Raw genomic sequence first — 19,161 nt, 5'->3', positions numbered from 1 at the left:
CAACTTTGCGACGAATTACCTCAACGCCACCGCCGTACCAATGAACATGATTTCACCGGAAGGTCGATTGCCCAAAGGTGATCCTCCTGCCGGCTCCAGCGTGACTTCAAACAATTGCTTTTCTACCAATTCAGGTAAATTGTTTGCGGGCACCACCATCGGCTTGCCCCATTCCATCAGCCCCAATGAAGTGGGCGCTGGGTCCGAAGGTGCTTTGGTCCACAATTGCAGCGTTTTGCCCATGTTGGCCGGGTTGCCCTCAATTGGAAGGTTGCCGATTTGATACACACGAATGGTGTCATCTGGCATGGCTTCAACCAACCACTCGGTTGTTTTGTCGGGGCTTTTCATCACAGCAACATAACGTGGGCCATCATTGGGCGCTTGGCCTGCACCCAGCAACTGCACACCCAGCACCACCGCAGCAGTGCTTGCAGCAACCGCCCAACCTTTCCAAAGCCATGCCAGAGGAGCAACTGAAGCTGTTGTCTCGCTTGCGCGGGTCAATGAATGGTCTACCTTGGCCCACACTTTGGCACTAACTGGCTCTTGCTCGAACTTTCGGGACATGGCGGCAAAGTGATCCGTCCAGTTGCTCACCTCTTTGGCGAGTTCTGGGTCCTGGTTCAAGCGGCGCTCAAAATCCTGTCGCTCAGCGTCTGTCATTACGCCGAGCACGTACTCACCAGCCTCGATAATCTTGGCTTCTGTCTGCGTCGTCTCTGTCATGACAAACACTCCTTCAATTTCAACAATCCCCGGCGTATCCAGCTTTTCACGCTGCCGAGGGGCGAATTCAGCCTCTGTGCAATTTGCTCATGGGTGTAACCATCAACAAAGGCCAACACAATGGCGTTGCGCTTGGTTTCGTCGAGCTTTCCCAAACACGCGCTTAGTTTTTCAGCTTCCTGGGCCAATTCCTGATTGTCGTTGGTCGACAGCTCGGGCACATCGTACTCTTCGGAAGACACTTCCATAAGACGCTTGCGTACAGAGTTTAACGCCTGGTTGCGAACCACCGTGTACACCCAACCACGCGCTGATCCCAAGGCGGGTGAGTATAAGCGAGATCGATTCCAGACCTTGACCATGGCATCGTGTAACACCTCTTCGGCCAATTCACGCCGTTTCACGATTCTGTACGCCACCGAAAACAGCCAACGGCTGTCGCGCGCATAAATGGCCTGCAACGCAAATTTTTCGCCTCGAGCACAGGCCAGAAGCGCAGCCTCATAGTCAAAGTCGCTCGGGTCTGGAGAATTTTTTTCGGTCACGTTAACACTACTCGCAGCAAGGTCAAACAGATGCAAAAGAAAGGGCAAAACAGGTTTGCCCACCCGCTTGGGTTACCAGACAACACCGGAATCAATCTTCAAGCAAAGCACGAAGCATCCAGGCTGTTTTTTCATGTATGTCCATGCGCTGGGTCAGAATATCCGCAGAAGGCTGATCATCCCCGTCTTCAATGATCGGAAAAATTTCGCGGGCTGTACGCGCAAGCGCCTCGTGGCCCTTGGCCAGAATTTCCACCATTTCCATGGCCTTTGGCGGCTTGGCGGGCGCATCTTTCAAGGTGCTTAATTTTGCGAACTCGGCGTAAGAACCCGGTGCATGAAAACCCAGTGCTCGAATGCGTTCCGCAATTGGGTCCACTGCATTCCACATTTCGGTGTATTGACCCATGAACATGGTGTGCAGGGTATTGAACATTTTGCCAGTCACATTCCAGTGGAAATTGTGCGTGGTCAAATACAAAGTATAGGTTTCAGCCAACAGGCGGCTAAGGGCCTGGGCAATAGCTGCACGTTTGGCATCGGGAATGCCGATGTTGATTGAAGGCATGTCGGGTTTTTTTGCTGCTGCTTTTGCCATCAGAAAACTCCTTTACGTACCAATGAATTCTTTATTGACCCAAGGGGTTGGAAATAGTTGCCACCCCGTTGATGTGCACAGATCCAAAGTACAGTTTGCCATCAAAGGGCGTGGCCTGCGTGATGTAATGGTAATAAGCCCCCGCCTTCTCGGCTTGCAGGTTGGCAATCACTGTACCCTGCGGATTAATCGCCAGGGCCATGGCCTTGGGCGTGATCGGAAATTGAACGTAATTCAGTAATTTTGCCATTGCTTTTCGAACAGCTGGCTTGCCTGCCAGCGAATCCAGCAAAGGGTCACGTAAACTGGGTACTGCCACCCAGTAATTGCCGTCTGTGTCGGTGCGAATGTTGTCGGGAAAACCAGGCAAGGCATCGATGAAAATATCGCTGGTCCCGGCTTTCTCGCCTTGCAACCAGTATCGAACCACGCGGTATTCACCCGTTTCATTCACCAATACATAGTCGCCCGCTTTTGACACTGTGACACCGTTTGCGAATTGCAAGCCACTGAGCAACGTCTTGGTTTCGCCCGTTTGAAAATCGTACTGAAGCAAGCGCCCGTTTGGACCATGTTCAAGAATATCCAACACGTAATTATTCAGATCAAACTTGCTGGACGCGTCTGAAAAATAGGCGTAGCGACCATCGGCACTCACCGCCACATCGTCTACAAACTTGAAGGGCAAACCTTGCGACTCGGTGCTCAACACCGACACCTCGCCTTGCTGCGTCACTTTCAGCAGGCCTTTGATTGCATCGGCCACCACCAGAAATCCGTCAGGATGAAACACCAAACCCAAGGGGCGGCCTTTCGTATTGGCAATCAAATCGAAGGGGGTTGTTTGCGGACTTTTGGGCACTTGCAGTTTGACGGGGTCGAACCGAACAATCTCGCCAGTGTTCATGCCGGTGTATAGCAAACCATCCGCCCCCGGAGCGATCGATTCTGGCTGCAACAGGTTGTAGGTGCCAAATACCTCGGCTTTTTCAAGCAAGTTATTGCTTGCATAGGGGCCGGAAGTCAGGCTGGGCATGGGCGCCGGATTCCAGGCCACAGGCTCTACAGGAGTAGAACCAAACACTACAACACCACCAATCACCGCCACAGGCAGCAAAACTGCTGAAATCAAAACTTTGCCCAAAGCACGCATATTGTTGACACCTTGTAATTTCCGTTAGCATGGATGATATCGGAGGAAACAAGCCGAACCGCCAAAATAATCAGGAGACCGGTTGTGAATTTTGAACCCAGCGCTAAAGCGCAAGACTTTGTAAAGCGCGTTCGCGCCTTCATGAAAAATGAAATTGCCCCGCTTGAAGCAGCCTACTGGGACAAAATCGAGGCCCAGTGCAACGGTCGGGAGTGGGTCAACTGGCGCATTCCCCCTGAAATGGAAGCCCTGAAAAGCAAGGCGCGCGAAGCCGGTTTGTGGAATATGTTTTTGCCCGACGACAAACTGGGCGCAGGCTTGACCACCATGGAATATGCGCTGATCGCTGAGGAAACAGGCCGTAGCCTGATGGCACCCGAGGTGTTCAACTGCAACGCCCCGGACACCGGCAATATGGAAGTGCTGTGGAAGTACGGCAGCGACGCACAGAAGAAAGAATGGTTGGAACCCCTGTTGGCGGGCGAAATCCGATCTGTTTTTTGCATGACCGAACCCGATGTGGCCAGCAGCGATGCCACCAATATGCAGGCCACCGCCACACTGGAAGGTGATGAGGTGGTGATTAACGGCACCAAGTGGTGGAGCAGCGGGATTGGCGACCCGCGTGCAAAAATTGCCATCGTGATGGCTCGCACCGAAAACCCTGACAAGGACCGCCATCACCAGCACACCATGGTGCTGGTGCCATTGAACACACCTGGCGTTTCCATCAAACGCATGCTGCCCGTGTTCGGCACCTACGATGAACCACATGGCCACGGTGAAGTTGAATTCAGCAATGTTCGCGTGCCAGCCATCAATGTAATTGCCGGGCTAGGCAAGGGTTTCGAAATTGCACAAGGCCGCCTGGGGCCAGGTCGCATTCACCATTGCATGCGCTGCATTGGCGCAGCCGAAGAATCGCTGGATTTAATGATCAAGCGCGGCATAAGTCGGGTTGCATTTGGAAAGCCATTGATTAATTTGGGTGGCAACCGCGAGCGTATCGCTGAAGCCCGTTTGGCGATTGATCAAGCGCGTTTGCTCACCTTGTATGCGGCCTGGAAGCTCGACCAGCTTGGTGCACTGGGTGCAATGACTGAAATTGCAGCCATTAAAGTGGTGGCGCCCAACGTGCTGGAGCAAGTGGTGGACATGGCCATTCAAATGCACGGTGGTGCGGGTGTAAGCCGCGACACGCCATTGTCTGGCTTTTACATTCAGGCCCGCAGCCTGCGCCTGGCCGATGGCCCGGATGAAGTACACAAAGGCGTGATTGCCAGAATTGAGTTGATGAAGCGAGGTTTCAAATAATGACTGAGCTTTCAAAATCAGTCAGTGACTCGGTGCTCGACAAAGGCAGTACGGTTCGAAAGGGTGAAGAACTAAATACCGATGTGGTTACGGGCTGGCTGCGCACGCAGGGTTTGACACTGAGCGACGAGCCTGAATTGACGCAGTACTCTGGCGGCGCATCGAACTGGACCTACCGGCTAAAATATCCCGAAGCCGATTTGATTTTACGCCGCCCACCCAAAGGCACCAAGGCAAAAGGCGCGCACGACATGGGCCGCGAGTTTCGCATTCAAAGCCAGTTGAGGCCCGTGTATCCCTATGTGCCCAATATGGTCGGCCACTGCGCCGATGAGTCACTGATCGGCAGCGAATTTTATGTGATGCACCGCATTGAGGGCATTATTCCGCGCAAGCACATGCCGCGCGGTGTGCAACTGAATCGTGAGCAGGCCAGGCAACTGAGCATTAATTTTCTGGACCGTTTGATTGAGCTGCACCAAATCGACATTCACGCCAGCGGGCTGGACAGCTTAAGCAAAGGCGGTGGCTACACACGGCGCCAGCTAGATGGCTGGAACCAGCGTTACGACAAGGCACGCACCTGGAATGTGAGTTCATTCAACAAAGTGCGCCGCTGGCTTGATTTGAATTGCCCAGAGGATGTGAAGCTGTGCATGATTCACAACGACTGGCGTTTGGACAATGTGGTGTTGAGTCCGACCAACCCCACTGAAATTATTGGCACGCTGGATTGGGAGCTGGCTACGGTGGGCGACCCATTGATGGACTTGGGCAGTGGGATTACCTACTGGGTGCAGGGCGACGACAACTTCTTGATGAAGATGTTGCAACGCCAACCCTCCAACTTACCAGGCATGATGACCCGACAAGAAATGGTGGATTACTACATGCAAAAAACCGGTATTCACACCAACAACTGGACCTTCTACGAGGTATTTGGTTTGTTCAGAATTGCCGTGATTGCCCAGCAAATTTATTACCGCTATTACCACAAGCAAACACGCAACCCGGCTTTCAAAAACTTCTGGATCATGGTGAATTATTTTGACTGGCGCTGCAAATCGCTGATCAAAAAACTGGGCTGAACACACATGGGCACTATTTACTTGGTTCGTCACGGGCAAGCCAGCTTCGACAGCGCAGATTACGATCAACTGTCGGAGCTTGGTCAACTGCAAGCCGCGCAATTGGGCGCTTGGTTCAGGGCGCGCAAAATTCACCTGCATGGCTATTTCAGCGGCAGCATGAACCGGCATTTACAAACGGCGCAGGCCTTTGCCAACACCTATGGCGTGTTCAAGGAACCAATACAACACGCGGGCCTCAATGAGTACGACCATGAAGCCATTTTGCAGGCACTGATTGGGCAGTACGACGATTCCGATGCGTTTGAAAAACAGGTGATGCAAAACACCGACCCCCGCAAGGCTTTTCAGCAAATTTTCGAGAAAGCCATTGCGCGTTGGGTAAGCGGGGAACACGATGCCGATTACCCGGAAAGCTGGCGTGCGTTTAAAACCCGCGTCATGAGTGGTTTGGGCGCAGTGACTGCGCAAGCCACGCAATTGAAACAAGGCACGGCCTCGGCCAATGTGATTGTGTTTACTTCAGGTGGGCCAATTACGGCTGTGGCGCAAAACCTGTTGCAACTTCCGGATACAAACGCATTCAACCTGAACTGGATGATTACCAATTGCAGTGTCAGCAAGCTACTGTTTGGGCAACGGGGAATCAGCCTGGCAAGTTTTAACGAACAAGCCCACTTTGAAGGCGAAATTGCAGGTGTGTTGGCAGACCAGGCCAACGGGCTGGAAGCATTCGCTGCCAAACCCAATGGCCTGATCTCTTATCGCTGAGTTTAGTTGGCTTTCTTGATCTCGGTCACGGTGTAGTTCGAGCCTTCCTGCTTCACATTGAACTTCACTTTGTCACCTTCTTTCAGGCCTTCCAGCATGGCTTTGTCGGCCACACCAAACACCATGGTCATGGGTGGCATTTCAACACTTTTGATTTCGCCGTGTTTCACGGTGATCTTGCCGGTGTTCTTGTTGATCTTGCGAATTTCGCCATCGGCCATTTCAGTGTTGGCGGCCATGGTTTCTTTCGCCTCTTTGGCACCACCATGGTCGTGGCTGTGACCACCTGCATGGTTGCCCGCATAAGCCAGGCTTGAGCCCAACAAGGCCAAAGTGATTGCACTCAGTTTGATTGTGTTGTTCATGGTATTGCTCCTTCAAAAATTTAGTTGGCGATCACAGTAATTGTGCCCACCATGCCAGCCTGAAAATGGCCCGCGATCAGGCAGGCAAATTCAAAAGTGCCCGCCCTGTTAAAAGTCCAAACAATCTCCCCGGTTTGTCCTGGATCCACATGGGCCATGTACGGCTCATCGTGTTCCATACCAGGGAACCTCAACATCAACTCTGCATGTTTTGTATTTTCGGCTTGGGTGCCAATCACAAATTCATGCAGCAAAGTCCCCGTGTTGCGCACCACAAAACGAATGGTTTCGCCCTGCCTCACTGTCAGCTTTTCCGGGCTGAAACGCATGTCATCGCCCATGCTGACATCCACAGTTTTGTTGGCGGATTTTGCATCGCCCGCAATACCCCAGTCTGTCTGTTCTTTCACAACCGGGGCGCTGCCATGCTTTTTCTCGCCGTGGGCCTGGGCAATACCCTGCACACCTGCAAATAACGCAACACTCGCAATTAAGACACCCAGCAACTTCGACATTTACATTCCTTTACTTGCGTTACACGCTCAATGGCCGGAATGACCGGTGGGTTTGCGCACTTGCAGTTCAATGTGCGGCTGATTCTTCTGCGCAAGCTTCATGCTGGGCGTACCCGCATTGCTGCTGCGCGCAGGCCGGGCCAATTCACCAGTGAACTCGTACGCCACTGTGCCCTCTGGGTGCTTGTACCAACCGGGGTCGGAATAGTCACCAGGCTTTTGGTCCTTCCGCACTTTCAGCATGCTGAACATGCCGCCCATTTCCACCGAGCCAAAAGGGCCCTCCCCGGTCATCATGGGAATGGTGTTGTCGGGCAGGGGCATTTGCATTTCTGCCATGTCGGCCATGCCACGCTCACCCATGGCCATGTAGTCTGGAATCAGGTTGGTGATTTTCTTGGTCATGCCCCGGTGATCCACGCCAATCATGGTGGGCACATCGTGGCCCATGGCATTCATGGTGTGGTGGCTTTTGTGGCAGTGAAATGCCCAGTCGCCTTCCTCGTTGGCAATGAATTCCATTTGCCGCATTTGGCCCACGGCCACATCCACCGTCACTTCCGGCCAGCGGCTACCCTTGGGTGTTGGGCCACCATCGGTGCCCGTCACTTCAAACTCATGGCCATGAATGTGAATGGGGTGATTGGTCATGGTCAAATTACCCACGCGTAGTCGTACACGGTCATTTTTGCGCGCAACCAGCGGTGAAATGCCAGGGAACAGGCGGCTGTTCCAGGTCCACAAATTGAAGTCGAGCATGGTCATGATCTTCGGCGTGTAAGCGCCAGGATCAATGTCGTAGGCATTGAGCAAAAAGCAATAGTCGCGATCCACTTCGCTGATCAACGGGTTTTTGTTTTTGGGGTGAGTCACCCAAAAGCCCATCATGCCCATGGCCATTTGCACCATTTCATCGGCATGCGGGTGATACATGAAGGTACCGGGCCTGCGTGCCTCGAATTCATACACAAAAGTTTTGCCTGCCGGTATGCCGGGCTGATTCAGGCCTGTTACCCCGTCCATGCCGTTGGGCAAGCGCTGGCCATGCCAGTGAATGCTGGTGTGCTCAGGTAGCTTGTTGGTTACAAAAATTCGAACCCGGTCGCCTTCCACCACTTCAATGGTGGGCCCCGGGCTTTGGCCGTTGTAGCCCCACAAGTGGGCTGTCATGCCCGGTGCCATTTCCCGCAACACAGGCTCTGCCACCAGGTGAAATTCCTTCACGCCCTTGTTCATGCGCCAGGGCAAGGTCCAACCATTCAAGGTGACCACCGGGTTATAGGGTCGGCCCGTGTTCGGCACCAAGGGCGGCATGGTGTCGGGCGAGGTTTGCAAAATGGGTTCAGGCAAAGCGCTCATGGCGACCTTGCTGACACTGGCCGCAGCCACTGCACCACCTGTCAGGGCGGCGGCTTTAAAAAATTCTCGTCTGGAAGTCATGTTTATAATCCTTTTACTTAGTGACCACCACCAGCGTCGCCGCCAGCACTTGCTGCTGCGCCACTGACCGATACCATCATGGGCTTGCCCACGACCGTGGCTTGCAATGCGGCATCCGCTCGCCAAAAATCCGCTTGGGCATTGATGGCTTGAACCACCGTGTTCACCTGATCACGGCTGTCTGCCAACAGCTCGAACACACCAATGAACATGCCGTTGTAACGCAGCACATTTTCATCGGCGATGGTTTGCCGCAACGGGATGATTTCATCGCGGTAGTGGCGTGCAATGTCGTAGGTAGTGCGGTAGGCAGAATAGCTTTCACGCAGGGTAGATTGCGCGCCCCGCAATGTGGCTTCCAGCCGGTTGGCCGCAGCCAGTGTGTTGGCATTCATGGCATCGCGTTTCATGCCACCCCAGTCAAAAATTGGCAGGCTAAGCTCCAACTCGTAACCTTTGACATTGCCGCGCTCACCGCTTTCATTGTCAAACACCGTGTCGTAACGCACACCCGCCTCAAGGTCCAGAAAACTGGCCACATTGCCCAAGCCCTGTGCCTTGGCACTGGCATCAAAACCCTGTTTCGCCATGCGCACATCCAAACGATCTTCTGCGTGCCTGGCCACCTCAGCAGGGGCTTTGGGCGCTTCAGGCAAATCGGGTAGTCGCTCTGGCAACTTCAGTTGTGTGGTTTGTTCAGTGTTCAGGCCCAGCATGCGCACCAAGGCTTCTCGGGTTGCGGTGGCTTTGTGTCGGGTCGCAGCCAGGTTCACGGCTGCATCGGCGTAAAAGCTTTGCTGTCGGGCACGCTGAAGGCGCGTGAAATTGCCCACTTCCTGCATGCGGCGAGCCAGCTCTGCGCTGGTCTGTGCGCTTTCAAAAACCTGTTGGGCGTAGCTGTGTGCCTGTTTGGCCGCCACGGCATCCACCCAGGCTTGGCGTACCTGTGTTACCTGGTCCACCACACTGCTGGTCAATTGCAACTGCGCACGATCAACCTGAGTACGGGCAATGCCCTGGCGGGCCGGGAAACTGAGCAAATCCAACAGCCCAAAACTCAGCAATCTGCCAATTTCCAGTTCGCTGTTAAAACGAAGTCGTTCAAACGCAAAAACCGGGTTGTGAATACGGCCACCTTGCGCGGCCTGTGCAGCCTGCACCCAGTTTTCAGCCAGTACGGTTTGAAACTGGGGGCTGTGGGTCAACATCAGCTCCACGGCGGCTGGCTGGCTTAGTGGCTCTTTCAGAATGTCGTTGGCTTTGCTCGCCATGGCCTGGCGTTGTTCATCGGTTTGAACAAGGCTCAATTTGCCATTGGTGAAACCGGTCAATTCCTGATTGGTTTGGCTCACCGATTCATCGATATTCACGCTTGCACAACCTGCCAGCACCAACACAGCGGCGGCCGCAGCAGTTTTTTTCAACACAAATGGCATGCTCATTTTGCGCCCCCGTGTTGGTGACCCTGTTGGTGCTTCGCAGGTTCTTGTGACTCTGTGGGTTTGCTGTTTTCGGTTTTTTCGTAAGGCTCCCGGGCGTAAACGCGCCAGCCTCCAATTTCATCAACCAATTGATTTGCATTCGGCCAATTTTTTATTTCAGGGTCGTTGTAGGGCTGATAAGCCTCGAACGCAGACTGGTATTCAAGCTGTGGTGCGGCAGTTTCTGCATGTGCAGGCAAAGCCATGGCAAGCAGCGGCAGCACGAATAAGGGTTGGAACTTCATAGATCCTCGCAATCATTCAATACACAAGGCATGCAGGGCTTTCATCCCACGCATGCCCACGAATCAAATGGCGAGTGTTTTGGGCGGTCGGTCTATTCGGCGCGTGTCGGCGGAATGGGGAAGTTGTGACGCTGAAATTGGGTGTAGCGTAGCCTGTTGTACCGCTGCGAAACTGGTTTGAACCGGTGCAAACAACACCACCGCGCAGGTGGGCGCACAATTGCAGCAACCGTGCAGCGACTTCATTAGTTTTTTGGAGGAATCCGGGTCGGTGTGATCACCTGAACCCATTGAATGCATGCTGTGGTCCATGCCGTCGTGGTGCATCATTTCAGCCCCACTGGTGGTCGAATCGCCTTTCAAATGACAGGCGAACATGCTGGCCTGCGCCATGCCTTGAACAGGCAACGCAAACAGCATCATCCACATCAGAAAGGTTCGTACCACTTTTGTCATAGGTCGCAACATAACATTGTCGGTCAGACTCGGCAAGTTAGGGAAAGTTGCAGTAACTACCCCAAAGCCTCATTGATTTCACCTTGCGCTTTCAATTCTTCAAGCAGCAGGGCACGCACCACTTTTGTTTCAATGCTGTCGGGCTGCAGCAGATTCATGCGCTCAAGAAATGGCTGGGCTGAAGCAGGGGGGTTGGCCGCAAGCAAAGCTTTCATGGCCAACTTCCATTTTGGTGTGCTCGCAGCACGCGCCTTTACTCGCTTCAAGGCTTTGGCCAGCGCCCACTCCACGGGCGTGAAGTCGCTTCCCAACGGAAAAGGAGCCAATACCCCTGAACCGACAAACTGACCCAAGCTAGAATTCAGCGCACCGGGGGTGTTATTCAAAAACTCAGCAGGAATTTCATAGTCAGATTCAATTTTTCCGGCCTTTTTGGCTTGCGCCAGCAAGTCCGCCTGAAAACGCGCATCCGCGATGTGGATCAAAGCCTTGGCCACCTGAGAATCCGACTTGCCCCGAAGGTTGGCAACGCCATATTCGGTGACAACAATGTCGCGCAGGTGGCGCGGTATGGTGCAATGTCCATAGCTGAAAACAATGTTGCTGCTTGGCGCATCGCCCTGCCCATTCTCCCGTACGGCACGAATCATCAAAACACTTCGACCCGTGGGCAACTTGTGGGCCATCGAGACAAAGTTGTACTGCCCCCCCACACCGGAGATCACTCGCCCGTCGGCCAAGCCATCTGACACCACGGCGCCACCCAAAGTCACCATAATGCCGGTATTGATAAAACGGGCATGTGTGCGTTGTTCGCTATACAGCACGGGGTTCAAGTCGAGCTGGTTCACATGCTCCACGCCCAGCATGTGGATGGAATCACGTTCCGTCTCGGGCATGTTGCTTAATGTGGCGTACATCGAGCCTGGTCCCAAGAAGAAGCCTGCATGCAGCACAATGCCCTGCTTCAAACTGCGGCCAAGGCCACTGGCCTGTAATGCGATCCGGGTGGACTTGTCGGCGAAATTGGCCAGAACACGCTGACCGTTGGGCAGCACCAGCCATACCCCCTCATGCAACACGCCTTCCTTGAACAGGCCATGTTGTTTCAATACCGAGAAGTCATCGGGAGAAATTTCCCGAACTCCGATCTCGGCCAGATCATCCAGCACGGTGGGCTCAAGTTGCTGCGGGTTACAGCGCCCCCGGTTGATTAACTTTTGCAATGCCCAGTGCCCGTATACCTTGCGTTTTAAAACCCCGGTTTGCATCAAATGCAAAAAGCCGTCCACAAACATTTCAGTGGCACCATAAAGCCCGACATCAAATGGCGTGTGTCCGCCGATCTGCTCGGCAAATACCTGGCTGGCATTGGGCCGGTTCAGCGCATTCAAAACGTTGCAGTAATTTGAATTGTCCGTTTGGCGCAAAGCCAGCGCATGTACTACGGCATCACCCAAAGCGCCAATGCCCACTTGCAGGGTGCCGCCGTCTTTCACCAGCGCACTGGTGTAAAAACCCAAGGCATAATCGGCAAGGTCAACGGGCAACTTGGGTGTAGAAAACAAAGTGGTGTAGTAGCGCGAATGGTCAACCACCACATCGAAAACATGGGCTGGAACCACTGCGCTGTGCCCCATGAAGGGCAAACGTTGATTTACCACCCCCACTACCAGGTGTGTGCGACCACTGGCCTGCAGCATGCGGACCAGCTCAATGGATGTGTCGGGGTTACAACTGAGTGAGTACTGCGTGGCCGGGCCATCGCCGGGCTTGCAAACAGCCTGCATGGTCAGGTTACAACCCATGTTGAAAATATCCCGGGCTGCAGTGGTGTAGTTGGTGCTCACATAGTTTTGTTGAGCCGCCAAATTGTTCATGCGGCTACCCGGTTTGAAGAAAAACTCCTGCACCTTCACATTGGCGGGCAATTGGCTGTTGGTCGCATCGACTGCATACAACAAGTCGGGGCAATCACCCCACACACGCTCAACAAAAGGTGTCAGGAATGCTGCTTCTACGGCAGACCCAGCAACCGGCTTTTCCAGCGAAAGCGCGGTCAGTATGGTCAGGTTGATTGAAGGGTCGGCCTTGGCACGCAGATACAGTGCATTGATCAATTCGGGCGGTTTGCCCAAACCCAGCGGCAAACCAACTCGAATTTCCTTGCCCAGGCGCTGGATGATTTCATCCACACACTGCTCAACATGATCCAGAATCAAGGGCTTCGTTGTGCACTGTGTTGGCATGAATTCTCGCTCAGTTTATGCGGCCACCTTCATGTTTGCGGCAATCGCGCTTGCAGCCAAAGCCGCTGGGGATTGGTCCAGATAAGCCTGGGCCATGTCTGTTGAACCTTCTTTTGAAGGATCGTACCACGGGCTGAAATACGGCAGCTGTTGCAACACCAGCCACAGGGGGTTGGGCAGCAATTGCCTGCGCGAGGCCTTGAACCACTCCACCCACATCCAGGGTTTGTACACCGCAGGTTTTTTCTTCGCAAAACGGGGATCTTGCCCGGCAATATTTGCTGCACCATCCACCCACAAACCAATAATCATGGGGACCACAATCGCGGCCAGGTAATAACGCGACAAGTAATCCCCACCCAGGTGTTTGTACAGGTCGAAGGCAACACTTCGGTGCTCCACTTCTTCGGCGCCATGCCAACGAATCAGGTCCAGCATCACCTGGTCTGCGTTGATCTCGTCCCACTTTTTGTTTTCCAGGGCGTACATGCCCAAAACGCAAGTCATGTGTTCAATGGTTGCCACCAATCCCAAACGGGCCAGCATCCAACGGCGCTCTAAAAGCGCAGGTACTTCCTTTCCGAATGGCTTGTCATCCAGCACCACGTCAAACAACCATTTCATCAATTGCTGGTTGCGTTCGGTGTTGATGCCCCGCGCAGCCAGATATTCCTCGGTGGCAGAACTGTGTCCGCGCGCATGCATGGCCTCTTGCTTGATAAAACCACGCACATCCGCTTTCAATTTTTCATCCGTCACGAAAGGCAACGCCTTGTTGTAAAGGCGGCAGAACCAAAACTCGCCAGCGGGCAAAATCAGGTTGATTTCATTGATGAAATAGCTGGAGAACGGCTCATTGGGTAACCAGTCGATCGGCGTTTCCGACCAGTCAAACTTCACATTGCGCTGTTTCAGTACGGTGTCTGTGTTCGACGCAGGGCGCGCGGTTTTTTTTCGTGCAGCAGTGGTGGCGGTCATGGTGGGTCTCCAACAGCTATGTTTAGGATGACATTCTTTGATGTCATGGTTTAATCATAACCGTGAAGTTACAGAACCGATAGGGGATTTGCTCTACCGCAGTGCGGCAAATCATGCAGCGTGAATGCTGCATGATTCTCACGCTATGTCAGGCTGTCGAATCCTTCACAGTCGTCGACTTGCCATTGGTTTTCACCGACTCAATGCCGTTGTCGCAGCCTGATTCTGTGGCATACATCTGGCTGGAACCAATAATCTGATGATTGGCAGCTTTCAAATTGAAATGATGCTTTCCGTTGGCAGCCACTTTTTTCTCGTAACGAGCGGCATCACCACAGTTTTTCTGAACTGATTCAATGCCGTTCTCAGCCGCTGCTCTGGTTTTGTACAGCTCGCTGGTCAAAATGGTTTCGTGGTTGCCTGCTTTCAACACAAACCTGAACTGACCATCGCTGCTTTTGCTCAAATCAAAATAACCTGCCATCTCCAACTCCTTTGCATGAATTATTGGTAAATGCTGTGGGTTAACCCAATTTGGTTATATCACAGGCCGGTGAAAGCTCAATACACAAAGCAAAAACGGCGGCCAGTTGCCCGGTCGCCGTTTGACTATTAACTTCAATTAAAAGCTTATTCCTTCAAGGCCACTTGGTCGGCATTAAAGCCACCGCCCAAGGCGCGAATCATGGCCAGGGTTGCACCCTGCTGGCTTTGCCAGGCCGAGGCCCAGCTTAGCTGTGCATTCAGCAAATTACGCTGGGCGTCCAGCAACTCAAGCTGATTGGCCACGCCATTGTCTACGCGCAATTGCGCCAAACGCACCACCTGGGTCAGGGTTTGAACCTGCTCCTGACGGGCTTGCAACCGCTCGCGGGCTTCACGTTGTGCCACGATGGCATCGTAAATTTCCTGGAATGCCCTTCGAACACTCGCTTCGTATTGCAACACGGTTTGATTGCGGCGAGCAATGGCCGCATCTCGTTCATTCGTCAAACGACCTGCCTGGAAAATAGGCTGCGTGATCTGTGATTGAAAACTCCAGATGCGTGCCGGGCCACTGAACAAATCGCTCAGATCAGCACTTTCCCGACCACCGAACGCACTCAAACCAATGGTGGGAAAAAAGGCTTTGCGTGCCGCTTCAAGATTGGCCTCACCGGCCAGCAATTGTTGTTCAGCAGCCGCCAGGTCGGGGCGGCGCAACAGCAATTCGGAGGGTGTGTTCTCCGGCAAAATGAACAGGGTAGTCAAGTTCAGGTTGTCGACACCCAACGGTGGCAATTCAGGGGTGTTTCCACCCACAATCACCGCCAGTGCGTTTTCAGCTCGGGACAACTGCTCACGGGTATCGGGCAACTGCGCACGCACCGCCAACAACTCCGCTTCCGTTTGGCGCAATTGCAACTCATTGCTCAAACCCACGTCGTAACGTTGCTTGGCCAGCTTGTAGGCGGAATCGCGGCTTTCCAGTGTTTGTTCCAGCACTTTCACCTGAAGGCGTAGTACACGCACCTGGGTGTGCAAGGAAGCAGCGGTTGCGGCAACACTTAAACGAGCGCCACGCACGTTGTAGCCTTGCTGCATAAAACTGGCACGTGCTGAGTCTTCGAGCGCACCGATTCGGCCCCACAGGTCCAGTTCCCAACTGGCACCAACGCCAATCTGATTGCTTTGATACACGTTCTGACCACCAAACACAGGCACGTTACCGGCCTGCGAAGGGCGGTTGCGGCCACTGGTGAACTGACCAAAAATAGAAGGCCATTGCTGCGATTTGGCGATGCCAAGCACCGCACCCGCTTCATTCAACCGTTCATTGGCAAGGCGCACATCGGTGTTGTTCTTCAAGGCCTGCTCAACCACGGCAATCAAACTGGAATCACCCAACAGTGACCACCACGCCTCGTTTTGAACATCCTTCATGCCGATGCCCTTGACGTTGTCAGGCACCACAACCTCAACGGGCTGCTCGGGCTTGGCGGTGAATTTTTCCAGCAAAGGAATGCTGGATGCACAGCCGGTCAAGGCCAGGGTCAAACCCAAGGCAATTGCTGTTTTTGGAAGGGTTTTAAACATGCTCGCCCCCTTTGTTGCTTGTAGATTGATTGGATGAATCATTTGCTTCCTCTTCATCACCATGGTGTCGCCCACCTTTCTCACTTCTGTCAATCAGACGGTAAAACAGGGGCACAAAGAAAATGGCCAGCAGGGTAGCTGCGGTCATGCCACCCATGACACCGGTACCCACCGCAGTACGTGCGCCAGCACCAGCGCCGCTGGAAAACGCCAGCGGAACCACACCTAGAATAAACGCAAACGAGGTCATCAGGATTGGGCGGAACCGCAAACGGGCCGCTTCCAGAGAAGCATCAAGGGCGCTCATGCCTTCTTCACGTTTCAACACAGCAAACTCGACGATCAAAATTGCGTTCTTCGCAGCCAGACCCAACAAGGTCACCAAGCCGATCTGGAAGTACACATCGTTGGTCATGTCGCGCATCCACACAGCCAGCAGGGCGCCGAATATGCCGAATGGCATGGCCAACAGCACCGAAAACGGCAAGGTCCACTTTTCATACTGGGCAGCCAGAATCAGGAACACCATCAGTGCACCCAAAATCAACGCGAAGCTCGATGATCCTGCTGAACGCTTTTCCTGAAAGGACGCGCCTGAAAAGTCATAACTGAAATCATCGGGCAACACTTCGGCTGCAATGTCTTCAATGGCTTTGATAGCCTCGCCAGAGCTGATCCCTGGTGCGCCACTGCCCAACAGTTTCACTGCAGGCAGATTGTTGAAACGCTCCAAAGTTTCCGGGCCTTGTGAAAACTCCACCTTGGCGAATGCCGAAATGGGGATCATCTCGCCTTTGTTGGAACGCACATACATATTGCCAATGTCAGTCGGGCTTTTGCGGTATTGCGCATCGGCCGACATCAGCACCTGCCAGGTGCGACCAAACTTGTTGAAGTCGTTCACATAATAAGTACCCAGACTTGCAGACAGGGTGTCGAATACCTCATTGATGTTCACACCCATGGCGCGCGCACGTTCACGATCCACATCCACATAAAGCTGTGGAGTACCCGGGCGCCACAAGGTTTGAACACCCGCAAGGCGTGGGTCTGCATTGGCTTTGGCCATGAAATCATTCATGACCTTGGCCAATTCGGCCGGGCCGCCTTCACCCCGGTTTTGAATGTAAAACTCAAAGCCACCGGCATTGCCCAAACCGAAAATGGGCGGTGGTGCAAATGCCAGCACCAAACCTTCTTGAACACCGGCTGTGCGGCCGAACAGTTCGCCCACCAGGTCTTTGGTCACCGCCTCGCGTTCATCCCAATGGCGCTGGGTCACGAACATGGTGGCGGCGTTGTTCTTGAAGCTACCGCCCAAAAAGTCGAAACCGGTAAACGCCACAGAATATTCATTGGCCGGGTTGGCTGCCACGGCATCCACCACTTCGGCCACGACTTTGTCGGTGCGCTGCAAGGTTGCGCCATCGGGCAAAAACACCGCTGCAATAAAGTAGCCTTGGTCTTCATCGGGCACCAGTGAACCCGGTGTGGCCCTGAACAAACCGGCAGTCACCACCAGCATCACCAAGAACAGGCCGATACCAATAGCTGGGCGCATGCTGATGAACTTCACACCGCCCACATAGCGGGTGGTTACGCGTGCAAACCAATTGTTGAATGCCGTGAAAAACCTGCCTGGCTTTTTGTGTTCATGCTTCAACATCAACACACACAATGCGGGGGTTAATGTCAACGCCACCACGCCGGAAACAATCACCGCGATAGAAATCGTGATTGCAAACTGACGATACAGCTCACCGGTCAAACCACCCAGAAAACCAATTGGAATAAACACAGCCGACAACACCAACACAATGGCAACCACCGGGCCGGTTACTTCCTGCATGGCCTTAATGGCGGCTTTGCGGGCGCTTAAACCCTCCTCGTGCATAATGCGCTCAACGTTCTCCAGCACCACAATGGCATCGTCCACCACAATACCAATGGCCAGCACCATGCCAAACAGCGTCAACGTATTGATCGAATACCCCAGCACATACAAACCAGCAAAGGCACCCAGCAAAGAAACCGGCACTGCCATGATAGGAATCAATGTGGCACGCCAGTTTTGCAGAAATACATACACCACGATGAACACAAGAATCATCGCTTCAATCAGCGTTTTTACAACCTCACGAATCGACACCTCAACAAAGCGTGTGGTGTCATAGGGCACCGCATAATCCAGCCCCTCCGGGAAATCTGCTGCAATGTCATCCACCGTGCCTTGTACGGTTTTTGCTACCTCCAGCGCATTGGCGCCTGGCTGCAAGAACACGCCCACCAGTGTGGCTGGCTTGCCATTGATGCGACCGGTGAAGTCGTAGTCTTTCGAGCCCAGTTCAACGCGGGCCACGTCTTTAAGACGCAATGAAGAACCGTCGGCATTCACCCGAATCAACACATTTTCGAATTCTTCAACATCTTGCAGGCGACCTTGCGCCGTAATGGTGTACACCAGCTCCTGACCATTGTTGTTGGGCGCCTGGCCCACTTTGCCTGCGGCAAACTGAGCATTCTGCTCATTCAACGCGGCGGCAATGTCGCCCGCTGTCAGCTTCAACTGGGCCATGCGATCGGGCTTGATCCAAATACGCATCGCGTAGTCTTTCGCACCAAAAATTTGCACATTGGTGGTACCGGGAATTCGCTTGATGCGGTCGAGCACGTTCAAGGTCACATAGTTCGAGGTGTAGAAGTCGTCGAAACGGCCGTCTTCAGAATAAAACGCCAACACCTGCAAGAACGACGACGAACCCTTGTTCACGGTCACACCTTGCCTGCGCACTTCCTGCGGCAAAATGTTCTCAACCTGCTTCACCCGGTTGTTCACGTTCAGTGCGGCCTGGTCGGGGTCTGTACCAATCTCGAACGTGACCACAATCTCAACTACGCCACTGCTGGCCGAAGTTGAGCTCATGTACATCATGTTCTCAACACCATTGATGGCATTTTCAATGGGGGCAGCCACGGTACTGGCAATTACCTCGGCCGAGGCACCGGGATAAACTGCACGCACCTGCACCACGGGCGGTGCAATTTCAGGGTACTGCGCAATCGGCAAACCACGCATGGCGGCCAAACCCGCCAGCATGATGAAAATCGACAACACGGCCGCAAACACAGGCCGGTCGATAAAGAATTTTGAAAACATG

The 19,161-nt window shown here is 53.5% G+C and carries 18 protein-coding genes; 3 read left to right on the top strand and 15 right to left on the bottom strand.

Annotation, left to right across the window (positions count from 1 at the left end; translation table 11 throughout):
- Positions 1–15: 15 nt before the first annotated feature.
- The 4 genes from ACVL1J_RS03105 to ACVL1J_RS03090 all read right to left on the bottom strand — a co-directional run bounded on the left by ACVL1J_RS03105 (position 16) and on the right by ACVL1J_RS03090 (position 3,025).
- Positions 16–729, bottom strand: coding sequence for an anti-sigma factor (locus tag ACVL1J_RS03105; protein ID WP_159569160.1), 714 nt, complete (start codon positions 727–729; stop codon positions 16–18).
- Positions 726–1,274 (bottom strand): sigma-70 family RNA polymerase sigma factor, encoded by a 549-nt coding sequence (locus ACVL1J_RS03100; RefSeq protein ID WP_159569161.1) that lies wholly within the window; start codon positions 1,272–1,274, stop codon positions 726–728. The genes ACVL1J_RS03105 and ACVL1J_RS03100 overlap by 4 nt, the downstream gene beginning before the upstream one ends.
- Before the next feature lie 91 nt (positions 1,275–1,365).
- Positions 1,366–1,872, bottom strand: coding sequence for a Dps family protein (locus ACVL1J_RS03095; protein ID WP_159569162.1), 507 nt, complete (start codon positions 1,870–1,872; stop codon positions 1,366–1,368).
- A 31-nt stretch (positions 1,873–1,903) separates the two neighbouring features.
- Positions 1,904–3,025: an SMP-30/gluconolactonase/LRE family protein gene (locus ACVL1J_RS03090; protein WP_341237689.1), complete on the bottom strand. Its 1,122-nt coding sequence runs from the start codon at positions 3,023–3,025 to the stop codon at positions 1,904–1,906.
- 84 nt (positions 3,026–3,109) lie between these two features.
- Here ACVL1J_RS03090 and ACVL1J_RS03085 point away from each other — a divergent pair, with 84 nt between their 5' ends.
- The 3 genes from ACVL1J_RS03085 to ACVL1J_RS03075 are packed head-to-tail and all read left to right on the top strand — an operon-like array spanning position 3,110 to position 6,198.
- Positions 3,110–4,339 (top strand): acyl-CoA dehydrogenase family protein, encoded by a 1,230-nt coding sequence (locus tag ACVL1J_RS03085; protein WP_341237690.1) that lies wholly within the window; start codon positions 3,110–3,112, stop codon positions 4,337–4,339.
- Positions 4,339–5,427: a phosphotransferase family protein gene (locus tag ACVL1J_RS03080; RefSeq protein ID WP_491665106.1), complete on the top strand. Its 1,089-nt coding sequence runs from the start codon at positions 4,339–4,341 to the stop codon at positions 5,425–5,427. Before ACVL1J_RS03085 ends, ACVL1J_RS03080 begins: the two co-directional genes overlap by 1 nt.
- Positions 5,428–5,433: 6 nt before the next feature.
- Positions 5,434–6,198 (top strand): histidine phosphatase family protein, encoded by a 765-nt coding sequence (locus ACVL1J_RS03075; protein WP_159569166.1) that lies wholly within the window; start codon positions 5,434–5,436, stop codon positions 6,196–6,198.
- Between the two features lie 2 nt (positions 6,199–6,200).
- Here the strand turns inward: ACVL1J_RS03075 and ACVL1J_RS03070 are convergent, their stop codons facing one another.
- From ACVL1J_RS03070 to ACVL1J_RS03020, 11 genes are all read right to left on the bottom strand, one after another.
- The gene (locus tag ACVL1J_RS03070; protein ID WP_341237691.1) at positions 6,201–6,563 is read right to left on the bottom strand and encodes a copper-binding protein; all 363 of its coding nucleotides are present in this window, start codon (positions 6,561–6,563) and stop codon (positions 6,201–6,203) included.
- A 20-nt stretch (positions 6,564–6,583) separates the two neighbouring features.
- Positions 6,584–7,078 carry a cupredoxin domain-containing protein gene (locus ACVL1J_RS03065; protein ID WP_341237692.1) on the bottom strand — a complete coding sequence of 165 codons (495 nt, stop codon included), beginning with the start codon at positions 7,076–7,078 and terminating at the stop codon, positions 6,584–6,586.
- A gap of 27 nt (positions 7,079–7,105) precedes the next feature.
- The gene (locus ACVL1J_RS03060) at positions 7,106–8,518 is read right to left on the bottom strand and encodes a multicopper oxidase family protein (RefSeq protein ID WP_491665105.1); all 1,413 of its coding nucleotides are present in this window, start codon (positions 8,516–8,518) and stop codon (positions 7,106–7,108) included.
- Between the two features lie 17 nt (positions 8,519–8,535).
- On the bottom strand, positions 8,536–9,960 hold the full coding sequence (locus tag ACVL1J_RS03055; RefSeq protein ID WP_491665104.1) for a TolC family protein: 1,425 nt from the start codon (positions 9,958–9,960) through the stop codon (positions 8,536–8,538).
- Entirely contained in the window at positions 9,957–10,244 is a 288-nt protein-coding gene (locus tag ACVL1J_RS03050; RefSeq protein ID WP_341237741.1) for a hypothetical protein, read from the bottom strand. The genes ACVL1J_RS03055 and ACVL1J_RS03050 overlap by 4 nt, the downstream gene beginning before the upstream one ends.
- 63 nt (positions 10,245–10,307) lie before the next feature.
- A complete protein-coding gene (locus tag ACVL1J_RS03045) occupies positions 10,308–10,700 on the bottom strand; it encodes a hypothetical protein (protein ID WP_341237740.1) in 393 nt (130 codons plus the stop codon).
- A 56-nt stretch (positions 10,701–10,756) separates the two neighbouring features.
- Positions 10,757–12,949 carry an acetyl-CoA hydrolase/transferase C-terminal domain-containing protein gene (locus ACVL1J_RS03040; RefSeq protein ID WP_341237739.1) on the bottom strand — a complete coding sequence of 731 codons (2,193 nt, stop codon included), beginning with the start codon at positions 12,947–12,949 and terminating at the stop codon, positions 10,757–10,759.
- Positions 12,950–12,964: 15 nt separating this feature from the next.
- Positions 12,965–13,927, bottom strand: a complete 963-nt coding sequence (locus tag ACVL1J_RS03035; protein ID WP_341237738.1) for a metal-dependent hydrolase — start codon at positions 13,925–13,927, stop codon at positions 12,965–12,967.
- Positions 13,928–14,075: 148 nt separating this feature from the next.
- Positions 14,076–14,411, bottom strand: a complete 336-nt coding sequence (locus tag ACVL1J_RS03030; protein ID WP_341237737.1) for a YegP family protein — start codon at positions 14,409–14,411, stop codon at positions 14,076–14,078.
- A gap of 146 nt (positions 14,412–14,557) precedes the next feature.
- A complete protein-coding gene (locus ACVL1J_RS03025; RefSeq protein WP_159569174.1) occupies positions 14,558–16,003 on the bottom strand; it encodes an efflux transporter outer membrane subunit in 1,446 nt (481 codons plus the stop codon).
- A complete protein-coding gene (locus tag ACVL1J_RS03020; RefSeq protein ID WP_341237736.1) occupies positions 15,996–19,160 on the bottom strand; it encodes an efflux RND transporter permease subunit in 3,165 nt (1,054 codons plus the stop codon). The genes ACVL1J_RS03025 and ACVL1J_RS03020 overlap by 8 nt, the downstream gene beginning before the upstream one ends.
- Position 19,161: the final 1 nt, after the last annotated feature.

It is taken from the genome of Limnobacter sp. G6BE5S (assembly GCF_058448965.1).
The sequence above is the reverse complement of the archived record's forward strand: the minus strand, read 5'-3'. Positions and strand labels throughout refer to the sequence as shown.